A 20,824-nucleotide genomic window follows, 5' to 3' on the forward strand; every position below is an offset into this window, starting at 1 on the left:
CCCAATATTTTCTTGGCTTTGGAAATGTCGGGACGCCGTACGGTTGGATCGTCCTGGGGAAGCGGTTTGTAAATAATTTTACTTGAGCTTCCGGTCAGTTCAATAATTTTTTCGGCAAATTGCAAAACGGTCATTTCAACAGGATTGCCGATATTTACAGGCAAATGTTCCTGTGATTGCATCAGCCGGTAAATACCGTCAATGAGGTCGCTGACGTAGCAAAAAGAACGCGTTTGCTGGCCCTTGCCGAAAACCGTGATCGGTTCGTTGCGAATGGCCTGATTAATGAACGTTGGAACAACACGGCCATCGTTGGGGCGATTGCGTGGGCCGTAGGTATTAAAAATGCGTACGATACGCGTATCGACTTTATGAAACGTGTAATACGCCATGGTCATCGCTTCGGCGAAACGTTTGGCTTCATCGTACACGCCGCGGGGGCCGATCGGATTGACATTGCCCCAATATTCCTCGTGTTGAGGATTGATCAGCGGATCGCCGTACACTTCGGACGTCGATGCCAATAGAAATCCTGCTTTTTTACTTTTGGCCAATCCCAGTGCTTTATGTGTCCCAAGGGAACCGACTTTCAGCGTCTGAATGGGTAACTCAAGATAATCGATCGGACTGGCCGGACTGGCAAAGTGAAAAACAAAATCTACCGGTCCTTCGACATAAATATAATTGGTCACGTCATACTGAATAAACGTGAAACGTTTATCGCGGATGTGTGCGATGTTATCCGTGCTGCCGGTGATCAAATTATCAATCGCAATAACTTCATGGTTTTCGGCGAGCAATCGATCGCAAAGATGGGATCCCAAAAATCCGGCGCCGCCGGTGACAACAATCCTCATACGTACTCCGTGTTAATAAATTCTTGCGAACGTTAGGTTATTTACTTCAAATTGGCTATCGTGGAAATTAAATCAGATTTGCCGGCGTAATCGCGCAGGCGCAATCATCATTTGCTCGCGGTATTTGGTAATCGTCCGACGGGCGATAGGATGTCCCTGCGCTGTCATGGTCTTGGCCAGATCTTCATCGCTGAGCGGCTTGCCTTTGTCTTCTTCGTCGATGATCTTTTTCAGTGCCGCCTTTAATTGCTTAGTCGAGACGTCTTCACCTTCCGACGAAGTCATCGCGGTTGAGAAAAAGTATTTGAGCTCGAAAACGCCATAATCGGTTTGAACGTATTTACCGTTGGTGGCACGGCTGATGGTCGAGATATCCATACCGATTTTAGTGGCTACGTCTTCAAGTTTCATCGGTTTGATATATTCTTTTCCTTTGTCGAAAAAATCTTTCTGTAATTCAACAATGGCTTCCACGGTCCTGTAGATCGTATCCCGGCGACGGTAAAGAGAATTGATCAGCCACTTGGCGGCTTCCAGCTTGTTTTTAATAAATTCTTTAGTGTCTTTTTGCGTTTTGACTTTATCGAGCATCATTTTCCGATACGCGTTGTTGATGCGCAGACGCGGCATGCCATAGTCATTGACAATGATTTCGAATTTTTCATTCACTTTTTTGACAGCCGCATCAGGAGTAACGTAATTTTGTTCCGCTTGAATATATCCTTCGCCGGGCTTAGGGTTGAGTTGAAGAATTTCAGCAATCGAGCGCTTGATATCGTCCAAAGTAATTTTTAATAATTTGGCAACTTTATCATAGCGGCGATTGATGAAATCCTGGTATGCTTCATTGACGATGCGAATGGACATCGACGTGCCGTTATCATAAAATCCGCCGAGACGTTGATTCAATTGGATTAAAATACATTCTTTAAGATTTCGGGCGGCGATGCCTGCCGGATCGAACGTCTGCACAACCTTAAGAACGGATTCTACTTCGTCGGTAGTAACTTTTAATTCATCGGCAATCGCCTGGACTGGATCAATTTTGATAGTCTTGTGTTTGCCATTGGATTTTGGTTGAATATCTTCTTCGGCCGGAATATTCAACTCGATAGTATCATTTTGAAAATCACGTGCAGTTTCGGCGAAGACTTCGATTTCTTTTTTCTCAGGTGCGGTATCCACCATGTCTTCATAGACCAGGTAACCGTCTTCGTTGATATTCCAGATAATGTATTCGCCGATTTCTTTTTGTTTATCATCGAGATTGGTAAAACGCAATTGGTCAAGCAAGTGATCGGCGAGCGTTGTGCGCTGGGGCTGAATCCATTCGGTTTCTTCTTCCTCATTGCTCACGTCGCGTGGCATGCGAATTTCAAAATGATTGTCATCATTGAGAAACTGCTCCCAATCGACTTCCTGTTCTTCTTTTTTTTCCTTTTCATCGACGGCTTTGATTTCAGCTTCCGCGCGCTCTTCTTCTTTCTTGGGATCTTCTTGTTCAAGTTTTAATTCCTGATCTTCCTCCAATTCTTCCGTTTGTTCGAGTGTTTCATCAAGATCCTGTACTTCTTCGAGGAGCGGATTTTGTTCCAATTCCTGCTTAATCCGCTGTTCGAGCGCCTGGATAGGAAGCTGCAACAAACTTGAAAGCAACACTTGCTGCGGTGTTAATTTCATTTGTTGGGAAAGAATTTGTCGGAATCCCTGGGACATTACATTAATCTCTCAATTTGAATTTATCGCCAAGATACAATTTGCGCGCTTCAGGATCTTCGGCAAGGGATTCAGACGTACCGTCTTTCAGTACTTTACCGTCGAAGAGCAAATACGCGCGATCGGTAATGGCAAGCGTTTCATGCACGTTATGATCAGTAATCAGAATGCCGATGCCGCGCTGTTTAAGACCGTGGACAATCGATTGGATGTCTTCAACGGCAATCGGATCGATTCCGGCAAAAGGCTCGTCCAATAACAGAAAACGCGGATTCGTCACAAGTGCACGAGCGATCTCAGTACGCCTGCGTTCGCCGCCCGACAAGGAATATCCTTTATTCTTTGCAATTCTTGTAATCGACATGTCTTCAAGCAATTGTTCAAGCCGCCGTTTTCGTTCCTGTTTGGATATCCTTAGCGTTTGTAGAATCGCCATGATATTTTGTTCCACGGTCAATTTTCTGAAAATCGATGCTTCCTGCGAAAGATACCCGATGCCGAGTCGCGCCCGGCGGTACATGGCGTAGTGTTTAATATTGGTTTTATCAAAAAAGATTTTTCCTGCATTCGGTTTGATCATACCCGTGATCATGTGGAATGTCGTTGTTTTACCGGCGCCGTTGGGGCCGAGTAAGCCGACAATCTCGCCTTGTGTAACGTCGATATTGACGCCGTCAACGACTTTACGGCCGCCGTATTTTTTGACCAATCCTTCTGCGCGGACCGCTACGCGTGTCTCACGGTTGTGATCAATATAATCGGCGATCGGAACTTCCGCAGGCAAATGCGGTACGGGATGTAAATTGTCACTGCTCATTGTTGTATGTTTGGATTAACGCGATTTTCTAACTGATTTGGGTAATAGGTGCCTTCAGTACCGCCATGTACACGAAATTTTTTTAATTTAGAGTTGTTGTCGAAAAATAAAACCATCGAAGGCCCTGAAATTTCATTGGCTCCTTCTTTGGTATCCAGATAATACAAGTTATACGCATTGCCTTCGGCAAACATCAAACTGAGTTTTTTTTCAATGATGTTCATTGAAATTGTTTTAGCGGTGAGCCGGTTGGTTTTTTTTCCAATCGAATCGGCGAAGGACGTGGCCAGGGCATTTCCACGGATATGAATCGTCTTAATTTCTCGGTTGTCAAATTGAACCGTAATACGATCGCCGCGGACGTTGCTGAGATCGTAATGCGCCCGGGGATTGCTGTCAAGTTCCAGCACTTCTTTTTTGGTCTGATAAACGGCATGATCGGAAGTTGTGGTCAATTTTTCCCGAGTCAAAATTACGCTATCCCTGATGACAACTTTATGGCTGTCCATAAACGATTGAACAAATAGTCCGCGTACAGTTAACTGATCGTCGCTGCGGTACATTTTGGGTTTACCCGAAGCGTCGAGCGCTGGCCTGGACGGCAACCCGCGGCTTATTCGGGCGATATTTTGTCCCTGATATTTGGTGCTGTCGTACTGGATCATATAAGGATGCCCTGTCGCATAGGCATATTTTTTTCTGACATCGTAAAAGCCTTTGTCACCGTAAATGGTTACCGATTCGAGACTGTCGAAGATAACGACCGAACCTTGCGCGATCAGTTGTTCGATATTTTGGTAGTAGACCAATGAATCCGCAACCAACGTTGTAGAACTGTCGACAAAAACAACATTACCTTCACAAACCGCTTTTTTGGTTTTGGCATAATACCGCGCTTTTTCACAGAAAATTGTACGATGACGGTCGTTCAATACTACGTGACCGATCAAAATTGCCGCCTGCGACTCCTTAAAAAAAGCGGCTTCATCACACGTAGCCGAGATAGTATCTTGCGAGAATTGTACGTTACCGGTTGCACGCATCACATCTTTGTTATCTACGCGCTGATTTTCTAACTCATCGGCACTTTCGAGCTTAAGAGGTGAGAAGGACTGATGTTTCGTACGCACGGTATTTAACGAGTCAAGATTCTGAGCTGAGAGCGCAGCATAACCGATTGTCAAAGTACAAAAAAATATATACGGACGTATAGTCATTGTTTTTCGTTTTTCAGAAAATCGTCAACCTCTTTATCGAGGTTATGTTTTTTCTCCGAATCGTTTCGGGAATGAATGGTCCCGGTACGCAGATCGACTTCTCGTCCGCTTTGACCGAATGCACGCTTCATTTTCCAGTGATTGAGATTTTTATCCGATTCGAATTCATATCCGTTAAGCGTATCTTCTTCAGTCGTAATGGTTACAAATCCGTCGGCAAAAATTTTTTGTTTCGCATCGTCCCAGATTATTTTTTGTGTGCGCATCGTAATGCCGCTGTCGGAAACGATATACACGTTGCCAAGAGCGAGCAGGTTATTGACCTGGCTTTTAATTTCGCCGCTGTCCGCCGTTAATGTCATCTGATGTTTGCCTTCATCATACATGTCGAGCCGGATGCCTTGATTGAAGGTTGTCAGTTGCAATTTGTCCCAACGCATCATGTGTTCGTACTGCAATTCAGCGTTGATGACGCCGTCCGTTGAGAAAATGACTTTTGATTTCCATCCTTCCTGGTTAGGTGTGTTTTGATCGTTGCCGGACAAAGACTCATTTTCCTGCCAATCGGAACAAGCAAAGAACATCGAAAAAATCAGCACAACACTAAGTTGCCGTTTCAAATAGTTTAATTTCATACTTTCAAATAAGCCAATGCGTTCAAATGTTTCAGTTCCTCAATATGATACTGCAAATGACGGATTACAGTTGAATAAATTTCACTTCGTGCGCGGTCACTGATTATGATATTATATAATCCGGAACCTTTCGATCGTACCATTTGCCGCATCACGGCATAGGTTTCTTTGGATAAAACCGATTGATCGGAGTACATCTGTATATCATGCGGACAATTTTCGCAGACAATCCGTCCTTTGTCGATATTGAATTGAAGCCGAAGATGTTCTGTAATGTCATCGCAAAAGTTACAACGCTCCAGTTCCATTTTAAAACCGAGCAAATCAGCAAGCTGGATCAAAAAATTCAAAAAACCGTTTACAGCCGGTTTGGCCGGGCTGTTCATGCCCTCAAGAGTCTGCGTCAATAACTCAAACAACGCCGTATTTTCCTCATTACCGTGAATAACTTTATTGCAAATTTCAATCATTGATAGGGCTGCATACATACGGTCGAGATGATCGTGAATGTTCAAAAACGGATTAATAACCGAAACATCCGAGACATACTGCAAATCCCGCGCCTCGCGTTCGTAAAAAACCACCGATAAATATGTAAAAGGTTCCAGAGATCCGCCAAATTTGCTTTTAATATTCCTGGCGCCTTTGGCGATCATTGTAATTTTACCGTGATCTTTTGTAAAAGTGGTCAGAATTTTGCTGGTCTCACCGTAAGGAATGACTTTTAGGATCACTGCTTCGGTTTTACGAATCCCCATTTTCCATTTGGTATTGGCTTAATTTTTGCTTAGCAAAGTAAAAGTTTTAATTTCCAAAATCAATAGGAAATTAGGGCTTTGGCGGGCATTTTGGCCCTAAAAATTGCTTGCATTTTACTCGTAAATACAATATGTTCGATTACAAATCAAAGGGGCTGTCATGAACAAAAAATGGATTCTGACTATTTCACTATCGGTTGTTTTGGTGGTAGCTACGCTTGTGATCTTTCAAACAAAAGTTTTGAGCAGCCATGCCCAGCAAAACGGACCGGTTATCCAGTTTGAAAATAAAACGCACGATTTCGGCAAAATCGTTGAAGGTGAAATGGCCGAACACGTCTTTAAATTTACCAATACAGGATCGGACTCGCTCAAAATTTCTCACGTTCAGGCTTCGTGCGGATGTACGGCGGCGCTTTTGAGTTCAATGGCCGTTGCACCGGGTGAAAGCGGGGAGATTAAAGCTACTTTTAATTCCAAAGGCCGGGTCGGAAAAGCGCGGAAAACGATCACCGTAACATCCAATTCAGTTGTTTCTCCTCAGACGATTTTAACATTTATGGTAGAAGTTGAGCCGGCCGACGGCAAAAAAACGGATACAGCCAGCCAAAAGTAATTCAGATAATCGTATGAAAAAGACTAAAGTTTTAGTAGCCAAGCCCGGTCTTGACGGGCATGATCGGGGCGCCAAAGTAATAGCCAGCGCGTTACGGGATGCCGGAATGGAAGTAATTTATACCGGTCTGCGTCAAACACCGGAAATGATTGTTCATGCGGCCGTTCAGGAAGACGTCGACGTCATCGCGATCAGTATTTTGTCCGGTTCCCACATGACGTTATTTCCAAAAATTATCGACTCAATGAAAGCGGAAGGCTTGGATGATATCCTGCTCATCGGCGGCGGAATCATTCCTGACAAAGATTCCGAACAATTAGAGAAAATGGGCGTTAATAAATTATTCGGCCCGGGAACTTCGACGTCCGATGTAGTCGATTACATCCAGAAATGGTATCAGACTCACCGCGAGTTGCAAAACGCCTGACCAATATCCAGTCTGAATTTATCCGATAAATTTTTTCAAAAAACACTTTCCAAGATTTTCACACTTATGGCGGCAATAACAACCCTATTCTGGGATCTCGGCGGAGTGGTGCTGACCAATGCCTGGGATCGCGAACAGCGCGTAAAGGTACTGAACGAGTTCGGTATTACCGATCAAGCCGTACTGAATGAATTTGGCGACCGGCACCGCGAAGTAGCGGCGTTGTTTGAGACCGGACAATGTTCACTCGATGAATATCTCGACATGACTGTTTTCGGTCTGACGAACGGATTCGCCAAAGAAACCTTCATTCAAAAGATGTTTGAACAGTCACAAGCCATCGAAGGGATGAGTGTTCTGCAAAGCATCGCGGCTTCCGGTAAATATTTTCTGGCTACGCTAAATAATGAATCGAGAGAATTGAACGAGCACCGGATCAAACAATTCAAGCTGGATAATTATTTCAATGCTTTTTTTTCTTCATGTTATCTCAATCGTATGAAACCGGATCCGGATATTTATCGTACTGCACTGAGTATTACGCAAAGCGATCCGGTAGAATGCGTGTTCATCGATGATCGCTCACAAAATGTGCAGGCTGCGAACCGGGTTGGTATCCACGCCATTCAATATCAAAACCCCGGCCAATTGACGCAAGCGCTGGCATCATTGGGCGTGAAATTATAACGGCCATGCCTTTTGAATTGCTTACCAAAAACAAACTCAAACAATTTTCATTAATCCTTGACAAAAAATTCCGTCAATCTTCCGGAACCTTCCTGATTGAGGGTCTTCACTTATTTGAAGAATTTCTCAGGAGTCAATTCGAAGCCGAGTGGATTGTTATCGATACGGCTTTTGAAGAAGCTCATCCCGAAATTGTGCGAACGCTTCAAAAGAAATTTTCAACGATCACTTACCGTGTGTCGCAGCGTGATTGCTTGAAATTATCCGATACGCAACATCCGCAGGGAATATTGGCCGCCATACGCCAACCCGCCTCCCCCCAAAAGATTTTCGGTGATTCTGATACTATGATTATTGCTCTGGATCGAATCAGCGATCCGGGGAATTTAGGCACTATTATACGCTGTGCTGATTGGTTCGGAGTAAGAAAAATAATTACCAGTCCTTCATGCGTGGAAATTTATAATCCAAAAGTTGTGCGAGCGACAATGGGTTCCATTTTCCGGATTTCATTTTATCAGGATTTAGAATTAAAATCGAGCATCAATCATGCGCGAGATGCGCGTTACACCGTGTGCGCTGCCGACATGAAAGGTGCTGATTTATCGAAGTTACTTCCGTTGAGTAACACACTGCTTCTCGTTGGTAGCGAAGCGCATGGGATAGATAAAAATTTATTGGATCTGTGCGACAAAAAAGTAAGCATTCCGAAATTCGGTAACGGCGATTCGCTTAATGCCGCGGTTGCCTGCGGAATTATTTTGCACGAGTTGCGCGTAAAACAGAAATGAGCGCATTTCACGAAAAATTGTTCAATGATGCCATGGCAATCTTTGAATCCGGTTTGAAAGCCGTACACGCACACGAACTTGTCCGGCAATCTTTTGTTATCTGTGATTCTATCCTCACCGCCGGGCAGCGAAGCTACGATTTGGATTCGTTTGAACGAATTATCGTAATCGGCGCCGGCAAAGCGTCAGCAGCAATGGCTGAAGCGGTCGAACAACTACTTGGTGATCGAATTTCCGGGGGTGTTGTTGTTACCAAATATGGACATGCGCGTCCATTAAACAAAATCGGTATAATTGAAGCCGGTCATCCGTTGCCCGATATGAACGGCGTTCGTGCAGGCAAAGCGATCATCCGAACTGCGTACGATGCTACTGAAAAAGATTTGGTTATATTTTTACTTTCTGGCGGTGCGTCTGTTTTGATGTCTTCATTTAAAGAGGGATTTTTACTGGACGATGCGATTAAATTAAATCAACAATTACTGGCATGCGGTGCCGATATTCACGAGATCAATACCATTCGTAAATGTTTTTCAACTATTCACGGCGGCAAATTGGCTATGCAGATTTATCCCGCAACGTGTCTCAGTTTGATTATTTCCGATGTGATTGGTAATCGTGCAGCCGACATTGGATCGGGTCCAACATTTCCGAATGCCGCATTTCCGGATGAAGTGGATACTGTTTTGAAAAAATACAAATTGGATCAGTGGCGGTCGCGCATAGACAACGAAAATGCTGATGATGGACTCTTTGGAAATGTCAATAATATCATTATTGGCGATAATGATAAAGCTCTTGCTGAATGCGATCGGACAGCCGGCTTGCTCGGGTACGAATGTCACAAAATGGGCAAGATGTTTGCCGGAGAAGCGCGCGAAGTAGCCGTTGATTTCATCAATCAGGCATTGACACTCAAATCAAAAACCACAAAACCTTTGTGTTATATCGGCGGCGGAGAAACAACTGTAACACTCAGCGGACATGGAAAAGGCGGACGCAACCAGGAAGCGGCATTGTCGGCAATGGTAGCACTCAAAGATACAAAGTCATATTTATTTTTTGCCGCCGGTACTGACGGAACAGATGGCCCAACCGATGCGGCCGGCGCATGGGTTTCGAATGAAATTTATAACCATTCGCTTGAAAAAAAATTGGATGGTGTGACGTATTTAAAAAATCACGATTCATATAGTTTTTTTGAACAAATGGAAACACATGTGCGCACAGGTCCTACCATGACAAATGTTATGGACATAATGATGCTTATATTGCCATGAGGTGGTTATGAAAAAAATTGTGATCCATGATGCTACTATTGTAACCATGGATGCCGAGCGAAGCATTCGTCACGCCGATATTTTAATTGAAGGTTCTTGGATTTCCAAAATCGGAAAACTAAAACCAAACGACTATAAAAATGCCATTCGTATCCATGCAAGCGGCTTGGTAGCAACGCCAGGATTTGTTCAGACACATGTTCATTTGTGCCAAACGTTGTTCAGGAATCTGGCGGACGATCTTGAATTACTGGATTGGCTGAAATTAAAAATCTGGCCTTTTGAAGCGGCTCATACGCCGGCGTCCATCCGTACATCAGCGCGGTTGGCGCTCGCTGAGTTGATCCGCGGCGGCACTACTACGATTTTGGATATGGGCACCGTGCATCACCACGATTATATTTTTGAGCAAATTGAAATTTCAGGCATCCGTGCTTTTTCAGGCAAAGCGATGATGGACGATTGCCCGGGCGGCCCGAAGGGATTGGAAGAAAGCCGAGCATGGTCGATCGGTGAGAGTTTACGGCTGAAACGCGACTGGCATAATAGTGCTGGCGGCAGAATTCAATTTGCTTTTGCTCCCCGTTTTGTCTTATCTTGCAGTGAGCCGCTTTTATGCGATGTCCGGGATCTGTCGCGCGATGAAAACTTGCTGGTACACACTCACGCTTCAGAAAATCGCGGGGAATTACAAGCGGTGATCCAACGCTGTCAAGCGTCCAATGTCGAATACTTTCACCGGATTCAATTGGCCAATGAGCGCCTTTGTCTTGCACATTGCATTTGGCTGAATGACCGTGAAATGGAAATTATCCGGGATACAAAAACGAAAGTAATGCACTGTCCGTCGTCTAATCTGAAATTAGGTTCCGGAATTGCTAAAGTGCCTGAACTGTTGGCGATGGGCATTCCGGTTTCGTTAGGTGCCGACGGAGCGCCGTGTAACAATAACCTCGACATGCTCCAGGAAATGAAGTTAGCGGCATTAATTCAAAAACCGCGTTTAGGACCGAAGTCATTAACGGCGGAAACAGTTTTTGAAATGGCGACAATCAACGGAGCCAAAACATTGCGTATAGATGATCAGATCGGGAGTATCGAAGTTGGCAAAAAAGCCGATATTATATTGATGAATTTGGATAATATCCATACCACACCGGCGGAGTCGATTTATTCTCAGATCGTTTATTCCGCACATTCCTCGGATGTGAAAACTGTAATTGTCGACGGCAAAGTTATTATGAAAGACCGGGAAATAAAAACTTTTGATGTTTCATCCATTACCAATGAAACGAAACAAGAACTCAAAAAATTATTGAGGCGAATGTAGAAAAAATTTCAGACTGATTACCCTGTAACCTTGTACAACAGGTTGACCCTAATTTCTTCGAATTAACCATGAGGTGAAAGTATGAAGGAATTCCTGCTGTTCTCCTTGCTTGAAGCGGCTGTGATTTTTTATTTCTGGCCGCGATTTATCGGAAAGCGCGGATACCATAATGCCGCGATTTTGCGAGACAATCCACACCTGCGCATTATTTATTATGCGCGCCTTTGGGTAACGCCAATAATTTTTCTTTTGTTTGCAGTCATGTCAGCGGTTACTTTGACCCGAATTCATCAGGATATTCTGGAGTTACTCTTTTTGAATGCTTTTCTGTTAATCTCTTCGGTTTTTCTCGGCGGTCTGATCAGTAAAAGCATTGAAGAAAAATACCGGGTAGGTAAGGAATCTAATTAATCCCTTACTATCAATACTTACTGTAGTTCAGAACTTCGTTAGAAGCGAGGGTTTTTTTCCTCAAACTTGTTGCCATTGAATCCGCACATCGCCTGCATAAATCGTTCGACGAAGACCGTTGACGTCGACGATCAAGCCTCCGTCATCATTGACATCTAATGCAATTGCGTCAAATTCCTGATTTAATTCAAAGATTGTAATCGGCTGTCGAAAAAAATCGGTTCTTTTTTTCCAAATTCGCAAAATCGATATATCTAACATCGAATAATGTTGACTGAATCGTAGCAATATTTCCACAAAAATTTCGCGCCGCGAAATTTCTTTGCCGGCCTCAATAGCCAAAGACGTCGCTTTGTGCAGCAATTCATCGGGAAATTCAGGTTGATTGACATTAAGGCCAATGCCGATGATGAGAAAACTTTTTTGATCGACCGAAACACTTTCGAGTAAAATCCCGCATGTTTTTTTCCTGCGAATCAAGACGTCGTTAGGCCATTTCAACTGCACTTCAAGTCCGCTTTGATGTTCGATCGCTTCTGCTACCGCGACGGCGCTCATAAACGTAAATAAAAACCACTGTGTTGCTGGCAGTTCTGGTTCTACAACGATGGACATCCATAATCCGACGCCCGGCGGAGATGCCCAGGAACGATTGAGCCGGCCTTTCCCTTGGACTTGTTCGTCGGCAAGGATAACGGTGTTATGGCCGATTTTTTTTTCAGAAAGAAGAAGTTTAGCGTAGCGGTTGGACGAATCAATTGAGTCAACAGGAATAATATTAAAACGACCGGCAGTAGAAGTGCGGGCAAATTCAGCTATGGAAGAAAAATCATTGTTCATTTTTATATTGGATGATCTCAGCCAAGATGCTGACGGCAATTTCTTCAGGCGTTTCCGAACGAATATCAAGGCCGATCGGTGCGTGAATTTTCTCAAACAGGCTTTGCTCAAATCCGTCTTTCTGCATGTTTTCAAACACAGTACGGATTTTTTTTCGGCTGCCGATCATACCGATGTAACGAACAGGCTTCCGGATGATTTGCCGTAATGCAGCCTCATCGCTGGCATAACCTTTAGAAACCAAACAGATGAAAGAGTTCTCAGCCGGTTCCGGGATCGCGCTGTAGTCGGGCGGCGTATGAATGACGCGGATACGATCGTGGGGAAATAATGCACGGGCGTATTCCTCACGATCGTCGATCAACGTAATATTGAAATCAAGTTGAGAAGCAAGACGCGCCAGGGCTTGCCCGACATGGCCGCCGCCGATAATGCAGAGATTGGGTGATGCGATGATCATTTCAATCATAACCTCCACGGTGCCGCCACAGACAGCTCCTATGGCATATTTACCTTCCTGATTAAAGGAATATTTTTTAAGTAAAGCTTCCTGTGAATTCAGTACGGACAATGCATCTTGAATAACCATTGATTCAAAAAGCCCGCCGCCAACAGTGTATTGAAAATTTCCATCAGGAAATATCAGCATCTTAGCGCCGGCCGTTCGGGGTGTCGAGCCTTCGGCCCGAACTATCGTCGCAACGGCTAGCCGGCCGTACCGATCCAAATAATCTATAAGATCTTGATAAAATTTTGTCATGGAGAATCAACGGTTTTACCGGCAGGCGTGCCAACAAAATTACTGGCGATCATTATGAAAATTCCGAAAGACGTAACAATGATTGAAAAAATCAAAGCATTCGTAAAATAATTGACCATCAATGATTTTCCAAATGACAGGACTAAGTCAGTTACTCCTTCGGACAATTGAATGGTATCGACATTGACACTGTCAATGTGAATGGTCTTCTCGATTTTACCGGGTTTTCCTTGGAGCGCCATATACCCCAGGCCAAATAACAAACATACAATCAAACCAGAAACCAGAATGGGAACGCCTATTCGAAACAGCATATGCTTTTTGTTGTTCCAATTGATGAGAGCAATCAGTATCAAAATAATGCAGAGTACAAAGTATGCCGGTGTTCCAAAGTTATTGGAAATATTGCGAAGGGCTGCCAGATTATGTATGGAAGTTTCGATTTTGATATCGGCATTTTTCAGCAATTTGGGATTTAGAAAGTCAACGGTGTCGGGTAATTGATCAATAGTTTCCGATACCGACTGATGAATAGATTGAAGTATTGCTTGTTCAATTTTTTGCGGTGGCCGGCAATCTGGAATTAAAGCTTTTACATCTTGGTTTGAAGTATATAAGGCCATTCCAAGTTTGATTAGATCCTTTTCCGAACATGCGGGCAGGGAAGAAAATTTTGTTGAGAAAATTCCGGAGAAATTTTCGATCAGTAAATCTTTTTTATCGGTTATCAAAAAACCAAGCCGAATGCCATTACCTTGAACTTTTCCGTCAAGATGATTTAAGAGCATACGATGTGACGCTTGAAGATTATTGATAAACCAATCTTCAGGGAAAGTTTGCTTCAAGACTTCTTGAATTTCGGTTTCAGTCAATTCAAGCGGTGTGTTCTTAAGCCGCGCCAGGGAAGAATTTTTCGTAAGATTGTCAGAGACGATTTTCAATAATTGCTCATAAAGACGGGCATGTCGGACATTTTCAATTAATTTGTCTGAGTTCACGAGTTCATCGAATAATCGTTCCATCGGAATGATAGCGATGGCTCCGCCGATGAAAATGAAAACCAATAAATATGAAAAAACAGATTTCATATCACGTTAATGCTTTTCAAGACTCTGCCTTGAAATTAGGATAATTGAAATTAAACCGCAATTTGTAATATACTTTAGTGAAATAGAAAAATGCGATCATCAGAAGTAAATAAGGCGGGAACGATACACAAACACCGAGTGAAAAAACCGCCAACGAAACTTTGACGGCTTTATTTGCATTTTCGCACGTGGTTCGAAAAGTCAAATAGATACATAACGGCAGAGAAAACAGAATAACGATCGAAATAAAATAATCCTTCACATAAAATCCGGCGGTCAGACCTACACCTAAAAATAATAAACCGGTAAGGGCTGCTTTTCGCATACCGAATCGTACCGAAAAAGTAATTTTACCGGTGGCTTCATCGCCATGAACATCAAAGAGTGTTGTGTAAATATAGAATGCGACACTAAGTAAAATATAAGGAAGCATGATCAAAAATAGAGACGGTTCGAGCGGCTTACGAATAAGCCATCCAACGATAAAAAACAGTTGCCCGCCAAGAACATTGATGAAAATCCCAAGGATCGGACGATTTTTCCAGCGAAAAGGACGTTCATTGTATAAAATGCCTAAAATCCACGCAGCAGCAAAAACTAAAAAAAATATCCAGCTCATCCACCATGCACACACCAAAGCCGAAAGCAGGAGCAATCGCGCTTCGATAATGGCGTGTTGAAGCGGAATATGGTTGCCAGAAATGAGAAACAATTTCTGATTCTTTTTGTCGGTTTCAATGTCTTCGATCTGATTGCGAATGAATACCCATCCCATAAACAATGCCGTTGACAAAAAAATCTGAAGAAGCGGAAACCAACCGACCGAAAGAATATTCCAATCATCGCCGGTCACGACTCTGGCGACATAGTACCCGGCCAACGTGAGGGTCCATCCTTGGAAAAAAAGCATCGGCCTTAATACGAAAAAATAATCCAGCAATTTCACCGGCTGCATGCGATTAATTAATTAAAAGTGTAAGTTTAACTATTGATTTATACAAATGAGAATGCGCATCGTGCGGATTTTTTTGCGAGCCAATATAGAAAAAACCGTAAGGAGTTACAATAACAAAAACGCCCTGCAAAGGGGCAGGGCGTTGTATCGATCGGGAACAACAATCGTATCAAGGGTTGCTGTTTCTAACCTCTCCGGTTACGGTCACCGAAGCTTCTCTTTTCCTGAGGTTTGGCTTCGTTGACAACCAGGTTTCTCTCCATGTAGGAGAAATTGTTGAACATCTGGATGGCTTTGGTAGCTTCATCCAGGTTGCTCATTTCGACAAAACCGAAACCTTTGGAGCGTCCGGAAATTTTGTCGACGATGATTTTGGCGGAATTGACCGTGCCGGCCTGGCGGAAAAGATCGGCCAACGATTGTTCGTCCGCTTTGTACGAGAGATTACCAACGTACAGTTTGCTGGTATTCATAGAAATTTCTCCTAAAAAAGGGTTAGAAACATGGGAATAGAAATAAAAAATCTCAAAGCGCCCATACACTTTGAGACTTGGGATAAACTTTCAGGATTTATTTTGAGACAAGGGTCTGAAAAGAAATGCCACCAAAAGGAGTAACCGCCAGGACTCAATGAGCCTTACACACATCATCAATCAAATGAACATTTGCACTTGTATAAAATCAATATAAAAGCCACATCATGGAATGTCAAGCGAATTTTTTGGGCATTTTGACATTGGTTGTGGCGAAAGTCATATTGACAAAATACATTCGGTTGTCTATATTGACGTACGTCTATGCGAGAGTAATTCAGCGGTAGAATGCCAGCTTCCCAAGCTGGACGTCGCGGGTTCGATCCCCGTCTCTCGCTCAAATAAACTTCATTCACTCTATAATCTTCGTTGACTATCTTCAATACTACACGCGATTTTCTGATCGTTTTGTCCATTGTAGTTGTCGGGTGTTCCGGGCCTTTGACACAGGCCGAAAAGCATGACCGAGCCATACGCTTTTATCAAAAAGGGCGGTACGAACAAGACCGCGGTAAAACGGTTTCGGCTGTGGAGCTTTATTGGAAAGCCATTGCGATGGATTCGCTTTTGGCCGATGCTTATTGTGGTATAGCCGAAACGTTTGCTTTGGACGAAGCCTACGACCGGACCGATAAGGTTTTAACTCCGGTTGCTGTACTTTTCTCACAACACAATCGCTTCAATTATCTTTTGGGAGAGGCCGGTTTTCGATTGGGAAAAATTAACGATGCCGTTATTCATCTTGAACGGGTTGAAGCGGGCGATTCGTCGTACGCCGATGCACTATTCTTGCTGGCACAATCGTACGACAAGATCGGTAATGTTCGTAAAGCGGCTCATATTTATAAAACGTTGATGGACATCCCCGGGTTAAAGCGGCGTGACCGTATCGAGAACGCTTATGATGTTTTTTCCGCTCATCGTTTTCCGTTTGTTTCGTACGAACAAGAACGATTGGAGATTATCGGAAGAAAAAATGCAATTGATCGCAGCGATCTGGCATTTCTTTTAACGGTGATTTTAGAACTTCCTTCTAATAATAATATAACCTTCAAAGATTTGAACGATAGCGACCCATTATTCCGTTATGCGGCCAGTGCAGTTGGAGCTGAAGTCATGGAAATACTGCCTGACCGGAAATTCCGCGGTGGCTACGTTCTTAAACGACGTAACCTTGCACATTATGCTTTCGGTATCGTGAAACGGTCCGGCAAAAAGATCGAATTCAATCAAACCGTCTGGCTAGATGTACCGCGTTCGCATGTCCTGTTCGACGAAATAGCCGCTATAGTTTCGTTGGGCATACTCAAGCCGTTCGATGAAAAACGATTTGGAGAAGATGATACCGTTTCAGGTACTGAAGCCATTCAAGCGATCGAAAGCCTGATACCGTGGATGAAATCCTTTTGATTATAGGTCTGATGTGTTTATATTGCCGCGCTTAAGTCTTATTAAGGAGTAAGTTTGTCCGAAGAAAAAGAAAAAAAGCTTGCGTACGATCCGCTCGTCGAGATCATTAATTTTTATTCAAACAAAAAATCCGACCAGAGCGTTTCCAAAGTACAAACGGCTAAGACCGTTGAAGAGCGTTTGAAAAACAGAATCATCGACGGCGAGAAAAAAGGCCTTGAAGAAGATTTGAAACTGGCGCTGGTGTCGTACAAACCGCTGGATATCATCAATACGATTTTGCTGGATGGAATGAAAGTTGTCGGTGAACTTTTCGGAAAAGGTGAAATGCAATTGCCGTTTGTATTGCAATCGGCGGAAGTTATGAAAACGGCGGTGGCATATCTTGAGCCGTTTATGGAAAAAACCGGCGATTCTCAAAAAGGTACGATGGTTCTTGCGACCGTCAAAGGTGACGTACATGATATCGGGAAGAATTTGGTCGATATCATTTTGACCAATAACGGATATAAGGTCATCAACCTCGGTATTAAGTGTCCGGTCGAAACGATGTTGACGGCTATGGATGAACATAAAGCCGATGCGATCGGTATGAGCGGCTTGCTTGTCAAATCAACGATGATCATGAAAGAAAATCTGGAAGTGATGACCGAACGCAGCATCCAAGTTCCGGTATTGTTAGGCGGTGCAGCTTTGACACGGCGATACGTTGAGGAAGATTTGCGAGCCGTGTTTAAAGGGCCTTTGTTTTATTGCGAAGATGCGTTTTCAGGACTTCGCGTTATGGAGAAAATCATCAGCGGCGAGTCGTTGGAATCGGCTCCTAAAGAAGACCTGCTAAAATTACCTGCCGATTCTGCGGCTGAAACAATCAAACGTATCAAACTGGTCCGGCATCAATGGAATAAAGTTCTCGATTATATTGCAGACGACGAATTTATTCGTAAAAATACTTTCGGCCAATGGTCCGTTCGTGATATCATCGCTCATTTTATCGGATGGGAAAAAGTTACGATCGAACGCTTGCAGCAGTTGATGAGAGGCAATCTATCTACGATCCGGCGTTTTACTGATGAAGACGGACAACGATTTAACGATCAATGCGTCGAAGAATACAGCAATGCCTCGCGTCCGGAGATCATGGATGCGTGGAATGAAATGCAGACGGCGGTTATTGCGCAAGTGCAGCAATTGAAGCCGGAGCATTTTCAACAATCACTGAAAGAAGACTCGGTCGGAACGATCATTGCCGGAGCGACGTTTGCGCATGAATATGAGCATCTTGAAAAAGTACACGTGTGGCTGCAGCAACAACAAAAATCTGCAGTCAAACAATCGGCCGGAATTAAACATCGCTCGAATGTTGCGCGTGACGTTGATATTCCAAAGGTTCCGTTTTACGGGAGCAGAATTATTGAAGATATTTCTTTGGACGACGTATTTCCATATATCAATGAGATCGCGCTCTTTCGCGGGCAGTGGCAATTTACGCGCGGTAAGATGAACGTGGAAGAGTACGAACAATTTGTCAAAGAAAAAGTCCGCCCGGTTTTCGATTCGCTAAAATTACGGTGTAAAAACGAACGCTTACTCATTCCCAAAGTTACGTACGGTTACTTTCCGTGTCAGTCGGAGAACGACGATTTGATCGTTTATCAGGATGATCTTAAAACGGAAAAATTGCGGTTTACATTTCCACGGCAACATGACGGCCATTATTATTGTATCTCGGATTTTTTTACTTCAAAAGAATCAGGCCGCATCGATGTGATCGGATGTGTGTTGGTGACAGTCGGTCAACAAGCATCGGATTATTCCGCGAAGCTTTTCGAGTCGAATAATTACTCCGATTATTTATATTTTCACGGACTGAGCGTGGAAACAGCCGAAGCGCTCGCGGAATATTGGCATTGCCGCATGCGCGCCGAGATGGGTATCCAAATCGCCGATGCGAAGGATGTCAAAAAATTATTTCAACAAAGCTATCGCGGTTCACGTTACAGTTTCGGCTATCCTGCGTGCCCCAACCTGGAAGACCAGACGAAATTATTTCAGTTGCTCCAGCCCCAACGCATCGGTGTTTCGCTGACTGAAGAGTTTCACTTGGTTCCGGAACAGTCGACCAGTGCGATTGTCGTTCACCATCCCGAAGCGAAGTATTTTAATGTGAAGTGATCGGCCATGTCAATTCTTATCCTTCGACTCCGCTCAGGACACGAACTGACATGGACTGTTCATTTATTTGTGTTGCGACATGCTGAACCAATTACCCAATCCATCCTTGAATAATGCTTCAATACCGTAAAACCGTTCGGTTGGCGGCGATGTAAATTCAACGCCTTTACTTTTCAATTCTTCGTACGTTTTGTGGCAATCATCCGTTTCGAACACGCCCGCACCAAAGGCGCCTTTGTCCAGTAATTCCTGTATTTTAGCGGCCGTGGCCTTATCGAATACCGGACCTTCCTTCGGTTCCATCAATACGATCTCCAAATCCGGTTGTCCTTTAGGACCAACCGTCAACCAGCGAAAACCATTGTCCATGGTCACATCCGTTCGCACTTCGAAGCCGAGTTTTTGAGTATAAAATTCATGCGCCGCTTGCTGATCTTTTACAAAAAATGTTGTGTGTGAAAGCTTTTTGATCATGGCAACTCCTTGGTATAAAAGTTAATGTCGGAACAATATAGTTTTCAAACACCTTCAAAGCTTCTTAAAAATTGCTCTGTTTTAGAGTGTGGTTGTACCCGGTAAGGAAACACGAAGGAATGATCAGTGCCGGTGCGGCTGAAATGTGGTTGAAAAAATGATAAGAACGAATGCGGTAAGAGGAAGGCGGAAAACCTGAATATTTTTGAAAGAGCGTGCTGAATGAACCCAGGCTTTCAAATCCTACTTCGTAGCAGATTTCAGTGACGGATTTCGAACTACGTGCCAAAAGATATTTGGCCTGTTCGAGCCGGCGGCGGGTCAGATAGTGATGCGGCGTTTCATTGAACATTTTACGGAATTGCCGTAAAAAATGATACGGCGAAAAATAAGCTTCATCGGAAAGACATTCGATCGTAAGAGGCAGATCAAACCGGTTATCCATCATATTACGGGCATTGAGCAACCGTCGGATCAGATCCGGGTGGCCTTTGGGAGGTCTGAATGTCATCGGGTGTTTTAACATAGAAGCAAGTATTGATGTTATGTGACCAGTGATATTAAAATATCCATAAAAATTTTAACAAGCAATTTTTGTTGCCGCTTGATTGCCAAAACTTATTTTACTACACTCCATGAGTCCTCCTCAGATTTCATCCAATAATTATAAAAAGGATAATTCTCATGGAAAAGGAAATGATCGATCTGCGCGATTTAATTATGATGATCAAAGAGAAAAAAGAAATGAATGCGAATTTGGCGCTGGAATTTGATTGCCGGCTGGAAGTCGAGGATTATAAACCGCTTGTGAAAGTGATCAATTATGCCATCAATTATATCGGTCAATTAGCTACACAGCCTATGCAGATTTCTTTGAACGCCGGCGGAGGAGGATATCTTCTCGGCTTTACCGCTTTTACTGAACAATCTGAATTTCCCCCGATCAGCGATCAAGTCGCCGAAGCGCTTACGCAGTATCAGGCATCGATTCAATTGAACGGTGACCCCGGTAAATATGTCAAATTACTTCTGACATTTAAAAAATAA

23 protein-coding genes and 1 tRNA gene are annotated in these 20,824 nt (G+C 43.6%); 11 read left to right on the forward strand and 13 right to left on the reverse strand.

Annotated features, from left to right (window positions below; all coding sequences use genetic code 11):
- The 6 genes from K1X84_12400 to recO all read right to left on the reverse strand — a co-directional run.
- Window positions 1-857 (reverse strand): SDR family oxidoreductase (locus K1X84_12400; protein ID MBX7152436.1); only part of this gene is annotated, 857 nt, incomplete at its 3' end.
- 72 nt (window positions 858-929) lie between these two features.
- The gene (gene rpoN, locus K1X84_12405; GenBank protein ID MBX7152437.1) at window positions 930-2,573 is read right to left on the reverse strand and encodes an RNA polymerase factor sigma-54; all 1,644 of its coding nucleotides are present in this window, start codon (window positions 2,571-2,573) and stop codon (window positions 930-932) included.
- A 4-nt stretch (window positions 2,574-2,577) separates the two neighbouring features.
- The gene (gene lptB, locus K1X84_12410) at window positions 2,578-3,390 is read right to left on the reverse strand and encodes an LPS export ABC transporter ATP-binding protein (GenBank protein ID MBX7152438.1); all 813 of its coding nucleotides are present in this window, start codon (window positions 3,388-3,390) and stop codon (window positions 2,578-2,580) included.
- Complete coding sequence (locus K1X84_12415; protein MBX7152439.1) at window positions 3,387-4,607, reverse strand: hypothetical protein; 1,221 nt, start codon at window positions 4,605-4,607, stop codon at window positions 3,387-3,389. Before K1X84_12415 ends, lptB begins: the two co-directional genes overlap by 4 nt.
- The gene (gene lptC, locus K1X84_12420) at window positions 4,604-5,242 is read right to left on the reverse strand and encodes an LPS export ABC transporter periplasmic protein LptC (protein ID MBX7152440.1); all 639 of its coding nucleotides are present in this window, start codon (window positions 5,240-5,242) and stop codon (window positions 4,604-4,606) included. The genes K1X84_12415 and lptC overlap by 4 nt, the downstream gene beginning before the upstream one ends.
- Window positions 5,239-6,000 carry a DNA repair protein RecO gene (gene recO / locus K1X84_12425; protein ID MBX7152441.1) on the reverse strand — a complete coding sequence of 254 codons (762 nt, stop codon included), beginning with the start codon at window positions 5,998-6,000 and terminating at the stop codon, window positions 5,239-5,241. Before recO ends, lptC begins: the two co-directional genes overlap by 4 nt.
- A gap of 160 nt (window positions 6,001-6,160) precedes the next feature.
- Between recO and K1X84_12430 the strand changes: the two genes are divergently transcribed.
- The 7 genes from K1X84_12430 to K1X84_12460 all read left to right on the forward strand — a co-directional run bounded on the left by K1X84_12430 (window position 6,161) and on the right by K1X84_12460 (window position 11,542).
- The gene (locus tag K1X84_12430) at window positions 6,161-6,616 is read left to right on the forward strand and encodes a DUF1573 domain-containing protein (GenBank protein ID MBX7152442.1); all 456 of its coding nucleotides are present in this window, start codon (window positions 6,161-6,163) and stop codon (window positions 6,614-6,616) included.
- Between the two features lie 13 nt (window positions 6,617-6,629).
- Complete coding sequence (locus K1X84_12435) at window positions 6,630-7,043, forward strand: cobalamin B12-binding domain-containing protein (protein ID MBX7152443.1); 414 nt, start codon at window positions 6,630-6,632, stop codon at window positions 7,041-7,043.
- A 66-nt stretch (window positions 7,044-7,109) separates the two neighbouring features.
- Window positions 7,110-7,730, forward strand: a complete 621-nt coding sequence (locus K1X84_12440; protein ID MBX7152444.1) for an HAD-IA family hydrolase — start codon at window positions 7,110-7,112, stop codon at window positions 7,728-7,730.
- Window positions 7,731-7,735: 5 nt separating this feature from the next.
- Window positions 7,736-8,521 (forward strand): RNA methyltransferase, encoded by a 786-nt coding sequence (locus tag K1X84_12445; GenBank protein MBX7152445.1) that lies wholly within the window; start codon window positions 7,736-7,738, stop codon window positions 8,519-8,521.
- A complete protein-coding gene (locus K1X84_12450) occupies window positions 8,518-9,801 on the forward strand; it encodes a DUF4147 domain-containing protein (GenBank protein MBX7152446.1) in 1,284 nt (427 codons plus the stop codon). The genes K1X84_12445 and K1X84_12450 overlap by 4 nt, the downstream gene beginning before the upstream one ends.
- 7 nt (window positions 9,802-9,808) lie before the next feature.
- The gene (locus K1X84_12455; GenBank protein MBX7152447.1) at window positions 9,809-11,131 is read left to right on the forward strand and encodes a 5'-deoxyadenosine deaminase; all 1,323 of its coding nucleotides are present in this window, start codon (window positions 9,809-9,811) and stop codon (window positions 11,129-11,131) included.
- A gap of 81 nt (window positions 11,132-11,212) precedes the next feature.
- Window positions 11,213-11,542, forward strand: coding sequence for a hypothetical protein (locus K1X84_12460; GenBank protein ID MBX7152448.1), 330 nt, complete (start codon window positions 11,213-11,215; stop codon window positions 11,540-11,542).
- A gap of 60 nt (window positions 11,543-11,602) precedes the next feature.
- On the opposite strand, the gene K1X84_12465 is transcribed toward K1X84_12460, so the two are convergent.
- From K1X84_12465 to K1X84_12485, 5 genes are all read right to left on the reverse strand, one after another.
- Window positions 11,603-12,382 carry a biotin--[acetyl-CoA-carboxylase] ligase gene (locus tag K1X84_12465; protein ID MBX7152449.1) on the reverse strand — a complete coding sequence of 260 codons (780 nt, stop codon included), beginning with the start codon at window positions 12,380-12,382 and terminating at the stop codon, window positions 11,603-11,605.
- Complete coding sequence (locus K1X84_12470) at window positions 12,372-13,142, reverse strand: XdhC family protein (protein MBX7152450.1); 771 nt, start codon at window positions 13,140-13,142, stop codon at window positions 12,372-12,374. Before K1X84_12470 ends, K1X84_12465 begins: the two co-directional genes overlap by 11 nt.
- Window positions 13,139-14,230 carry a hypothetical protein gene (locus K1X84_12475; GenBank protein MBX7152451.1) on the reverse strand — a complete coding sequence of 364 codons (1,092 nt, stop codon included), beginning with the start codon at window positions 14,228-14,230 and terminating at the stop codon, window positions 13,139-13,141. The genes K1X84_12470 and K1X84_12475 overlap by 4 nt, the downstream gene beginning before the upstream one ends.
- 16 nt (window positions 14,231-14,246) lie before the next feature.
- Complete coding sequence (locus K1X84_12480) at window positions 14,247-15,185, reverse strand: UbiA family prenyltransferase (protein MBX7152452.1); 939 nt, start codon at window positions 15,183-15,185, stop codon at window positions 14,247-14,249.
- Between the two features lie 185 nt (window positions 15,186-15,370).
- Window positions 15,371-15,664 (reverse strand): RNA-binding protein, encoded by a 294-nt coding sequence (locus K1X84_12485; protein MBX7152453.1) that lies wholly within the window; start codon window positions 15,662-15,664, stop codon window positions 15,371-15,373.
- Window positions 15,665-15,984: 320 nt separating this feature from the next.
- Between K1X84_12485 and K1X84_12490 the strand changes: the two genes are divergently transcribed.
- From K1X84_12490 to K1X84_12500, 3 genes are all read left to right on the forward strand, one after another.
- A tRNA-Gly gene (locus K1X84_12490) sits at window positions 15,985-16,056 on the forward strand.
- A 31-nt stretch (window positions 16,057-16,087) separates the two neighbouring features.
- The gene (locus K1X84_12495; protein MBX7152454.1) at window positions 16,088-17,128 is read left to right on the forward strand and encodes a tetratricopeptide repeat protein; all 1,041 of its coding nucleotides are present in this window, start codon (window positions 16,088-16,090) and stop codon (window positions 17,126-17,128) included.
- Window positions 17,129-17,182: 54 nt separating this feature from the next.
- Complete coding sequence (locus tag K1X84_12500; GenBank protein ID MBX7152455.1) at window positions 17,183-19,303, forward strand: B12-binding domain-containing protein; 2,121 nt, start codon at window positions 17,183-17,185, stop codon at window positions 19,301-19,303.
- A 63-nt stretch (window positions 19,304-19,366) separates the two neighbouring features.
- On the opposite strand, the gene K1X84_12505 is transcribed toward K1X84_12500, so the two are convergent.
- Together K1X84_12505 and K1X84_12510 are read right to left on the reverse strand one after the other, a co-directional pair.
- Window positions 19,367-19,777 carry a VOC family protein gene (locus K1X84_12505; protein ID MBX7152456.1) on the reverse strand — a complete coding sequence of 137 codons (411 nt, stop codon included), beginning with the start codon at window positions 19,775-19,777 and terminating at the stop codon, window positions 19,367-19,369.
- A gap of 64 nt (window positions 19,778-19,841) precedes the next feature.
- The gene (locus K1X84_12510) at window positions 19,842-20,303 is read right to left on the reverse strand and encodes a helix-turn-helix transcriptional regulator (protein ID MBX7152457.1); all 462 of its coding nucleotides are present in this window, start codon (window positions 20,301-20,303) and stop codon (window positions 19,842-19,844) included.
- A 158-nt stretch (window positions 20,304-20,461) separates the two neighbouring features.
- On the opposite strand from K1X84_12510, the gene K1X84_12515 reads away from it, so the two are divergent.
- Complete coding sequence (locus K1X84_12515) at window positions 20,462-20,824, forward strand: hypothetical protein (GenBank protein MBX7152458.1); 363 nt, start codon at window positions 20,462-20,464, stop codon at window positions 20,822-20,824.

The sequence above is a fragment of the bacterium genome (assembly GCA_019695335.1).
GTDB lineage: Bacteria > CLD3 > CLD3 > SB21 > SB21 > JABWBZ01.

What these genes read in the sequence shown, in the direction of transcription:
- rpoN (MBX7152437.1), bottom strand. Translation starts at nt 2,573, where the DNA reads ATGTCCCAGGGATTCCGACAAATTCTTTCCCAACAAATGAAATTAACA.
- lptB (MBX7152438.1), bottom strand. Translation starts at nt 3,390, where the DNA reads ATGAGCAGTGACAATTTACATCCCGTACCGCATTTGCCTGCGGAAGTT.
- K1X84_12415 (MBX7152439.1), bottom strand. Translation starts at nt 4,607, where the DNA reads ATGACTATACGTCCGTATATATTTTTTTGTACTTTGACAATCGGTTAT.
- lptC (MBX7152440.1), bottom strand. Translation starts at nt 5,242, where the DNA reads ATGAAATTAAACTATTTGAAACGGCAACTTAGTGTTGTGCTGATTTTT.
- recO (MBX7152441.1), bottom strand. Translation starts at nt 6,000, where the DNA reads ATGGGGATTCGTAAAACCGAAGCAGTGATCCTAAAAGTCATTCCTTAC.
- K1X84_12430 (MBX7152442.1), top strand. Translation starts at nt 6,161, where the DNA reads ATGAACAAAAAATGGATTCTGACTATTTCACTATCGGTTGTTTTGGTG.
- K1X84_12435 (MBX7152443.1), top strand. Translation starts at nt 6,630, where the DNA reads ATGAAAAAGACTAAAGTTTTAGTAGCCAAGCCCGGTCTTGACGGGCAT.
- K1X84_12440 (MBX7152444.1), top strand. Translation starts at nt 7,110, where the DNA reads ATGGCGGCAATAACAACCCTATTCTGGGATCTCGGCGGAGTGGTGCTG.
- K1X84_12445 (MBX7152445.1), top strand. Translation starts at nt 7,736, where the DNA reads ATGCCTTTTGAATTGCTTACCAAAAACAAACTCAAACAATTTTCATTA.
- K1X84_12450 (MBX7152446.1), top strand. Translation starts at nt 8,518, where the DNA reads ATGAGCGCATTTCACGAAAAATTGTTCAATGATGCCATGGCAATCTTT.
- K1X84_12455 (MBX7152447.1), top strand. Translation starts at nt 9,809, where the DNA reads ATGAAAAAAATTGTGATCCATGATGCTACTATTGTAACCATGGATGCC.
- K1X84_12460 (MBX7152448.1), top strand. Translation starts at nt 11,213, where the DNA reads ATGAAGGAATTCCTGCTGTTCTCCTTGCTTGAAGCGGCTGTGATTTTT.
- K1X84_12465 (MBX7152449.1), bottom strand. Translation starts at nt 12,382, where the DNA reads ATGAACAATGATTTTTCTTCCATAGCTGAATTTGCCCGCACTTCTACT.
- K1X84_12470 (MBX7152450.1), bottom strand. Translation starts at nt 13,142, where the DNA reads ATGACAAAATTTTATCAAGATCTTATAGATTATTTGGATCGGTACGGC.
- K1X84_12475 (MBX7152451.1), bottom strand. Translation starts at nt 14,230, where the DNA reads ATGAAATCTGTTTTTTCATATTTATTGGTTTTCATTTTCATCGGCGGA.
- K1X84_12480 (MBX7152452.1), bottom strand. Translation starts at nt 15,185, where the DNA reads ATGCAGCCGGTGAAATTGCTGGATTATTTTTTCGTATTAAGGCCGATG.
- K1X84_12505 (MBX7152456.1), bottom strand. Translation starts at nt 19,777, where the DNA reads ATGATCAAAAAGCTTTCACACACAACATTTTTTGTAAAAGATCAGCAA.
- K1X84_12510 (MBX7152457.1), bottom strand. Translation starts at nt 20,303, where the DNA reads ATGTTAAAACACCCGATGACATTCAGACCTCCCAAAGGCCACCCGGAT.
- K1X84_12515 (MBX7152458.1), top strand. Translation starts at nt 20,462, where the DNA reads ATGGAAAAGGAAATGATCGATCTGCGCGATTTAATTATGATGATCAAA.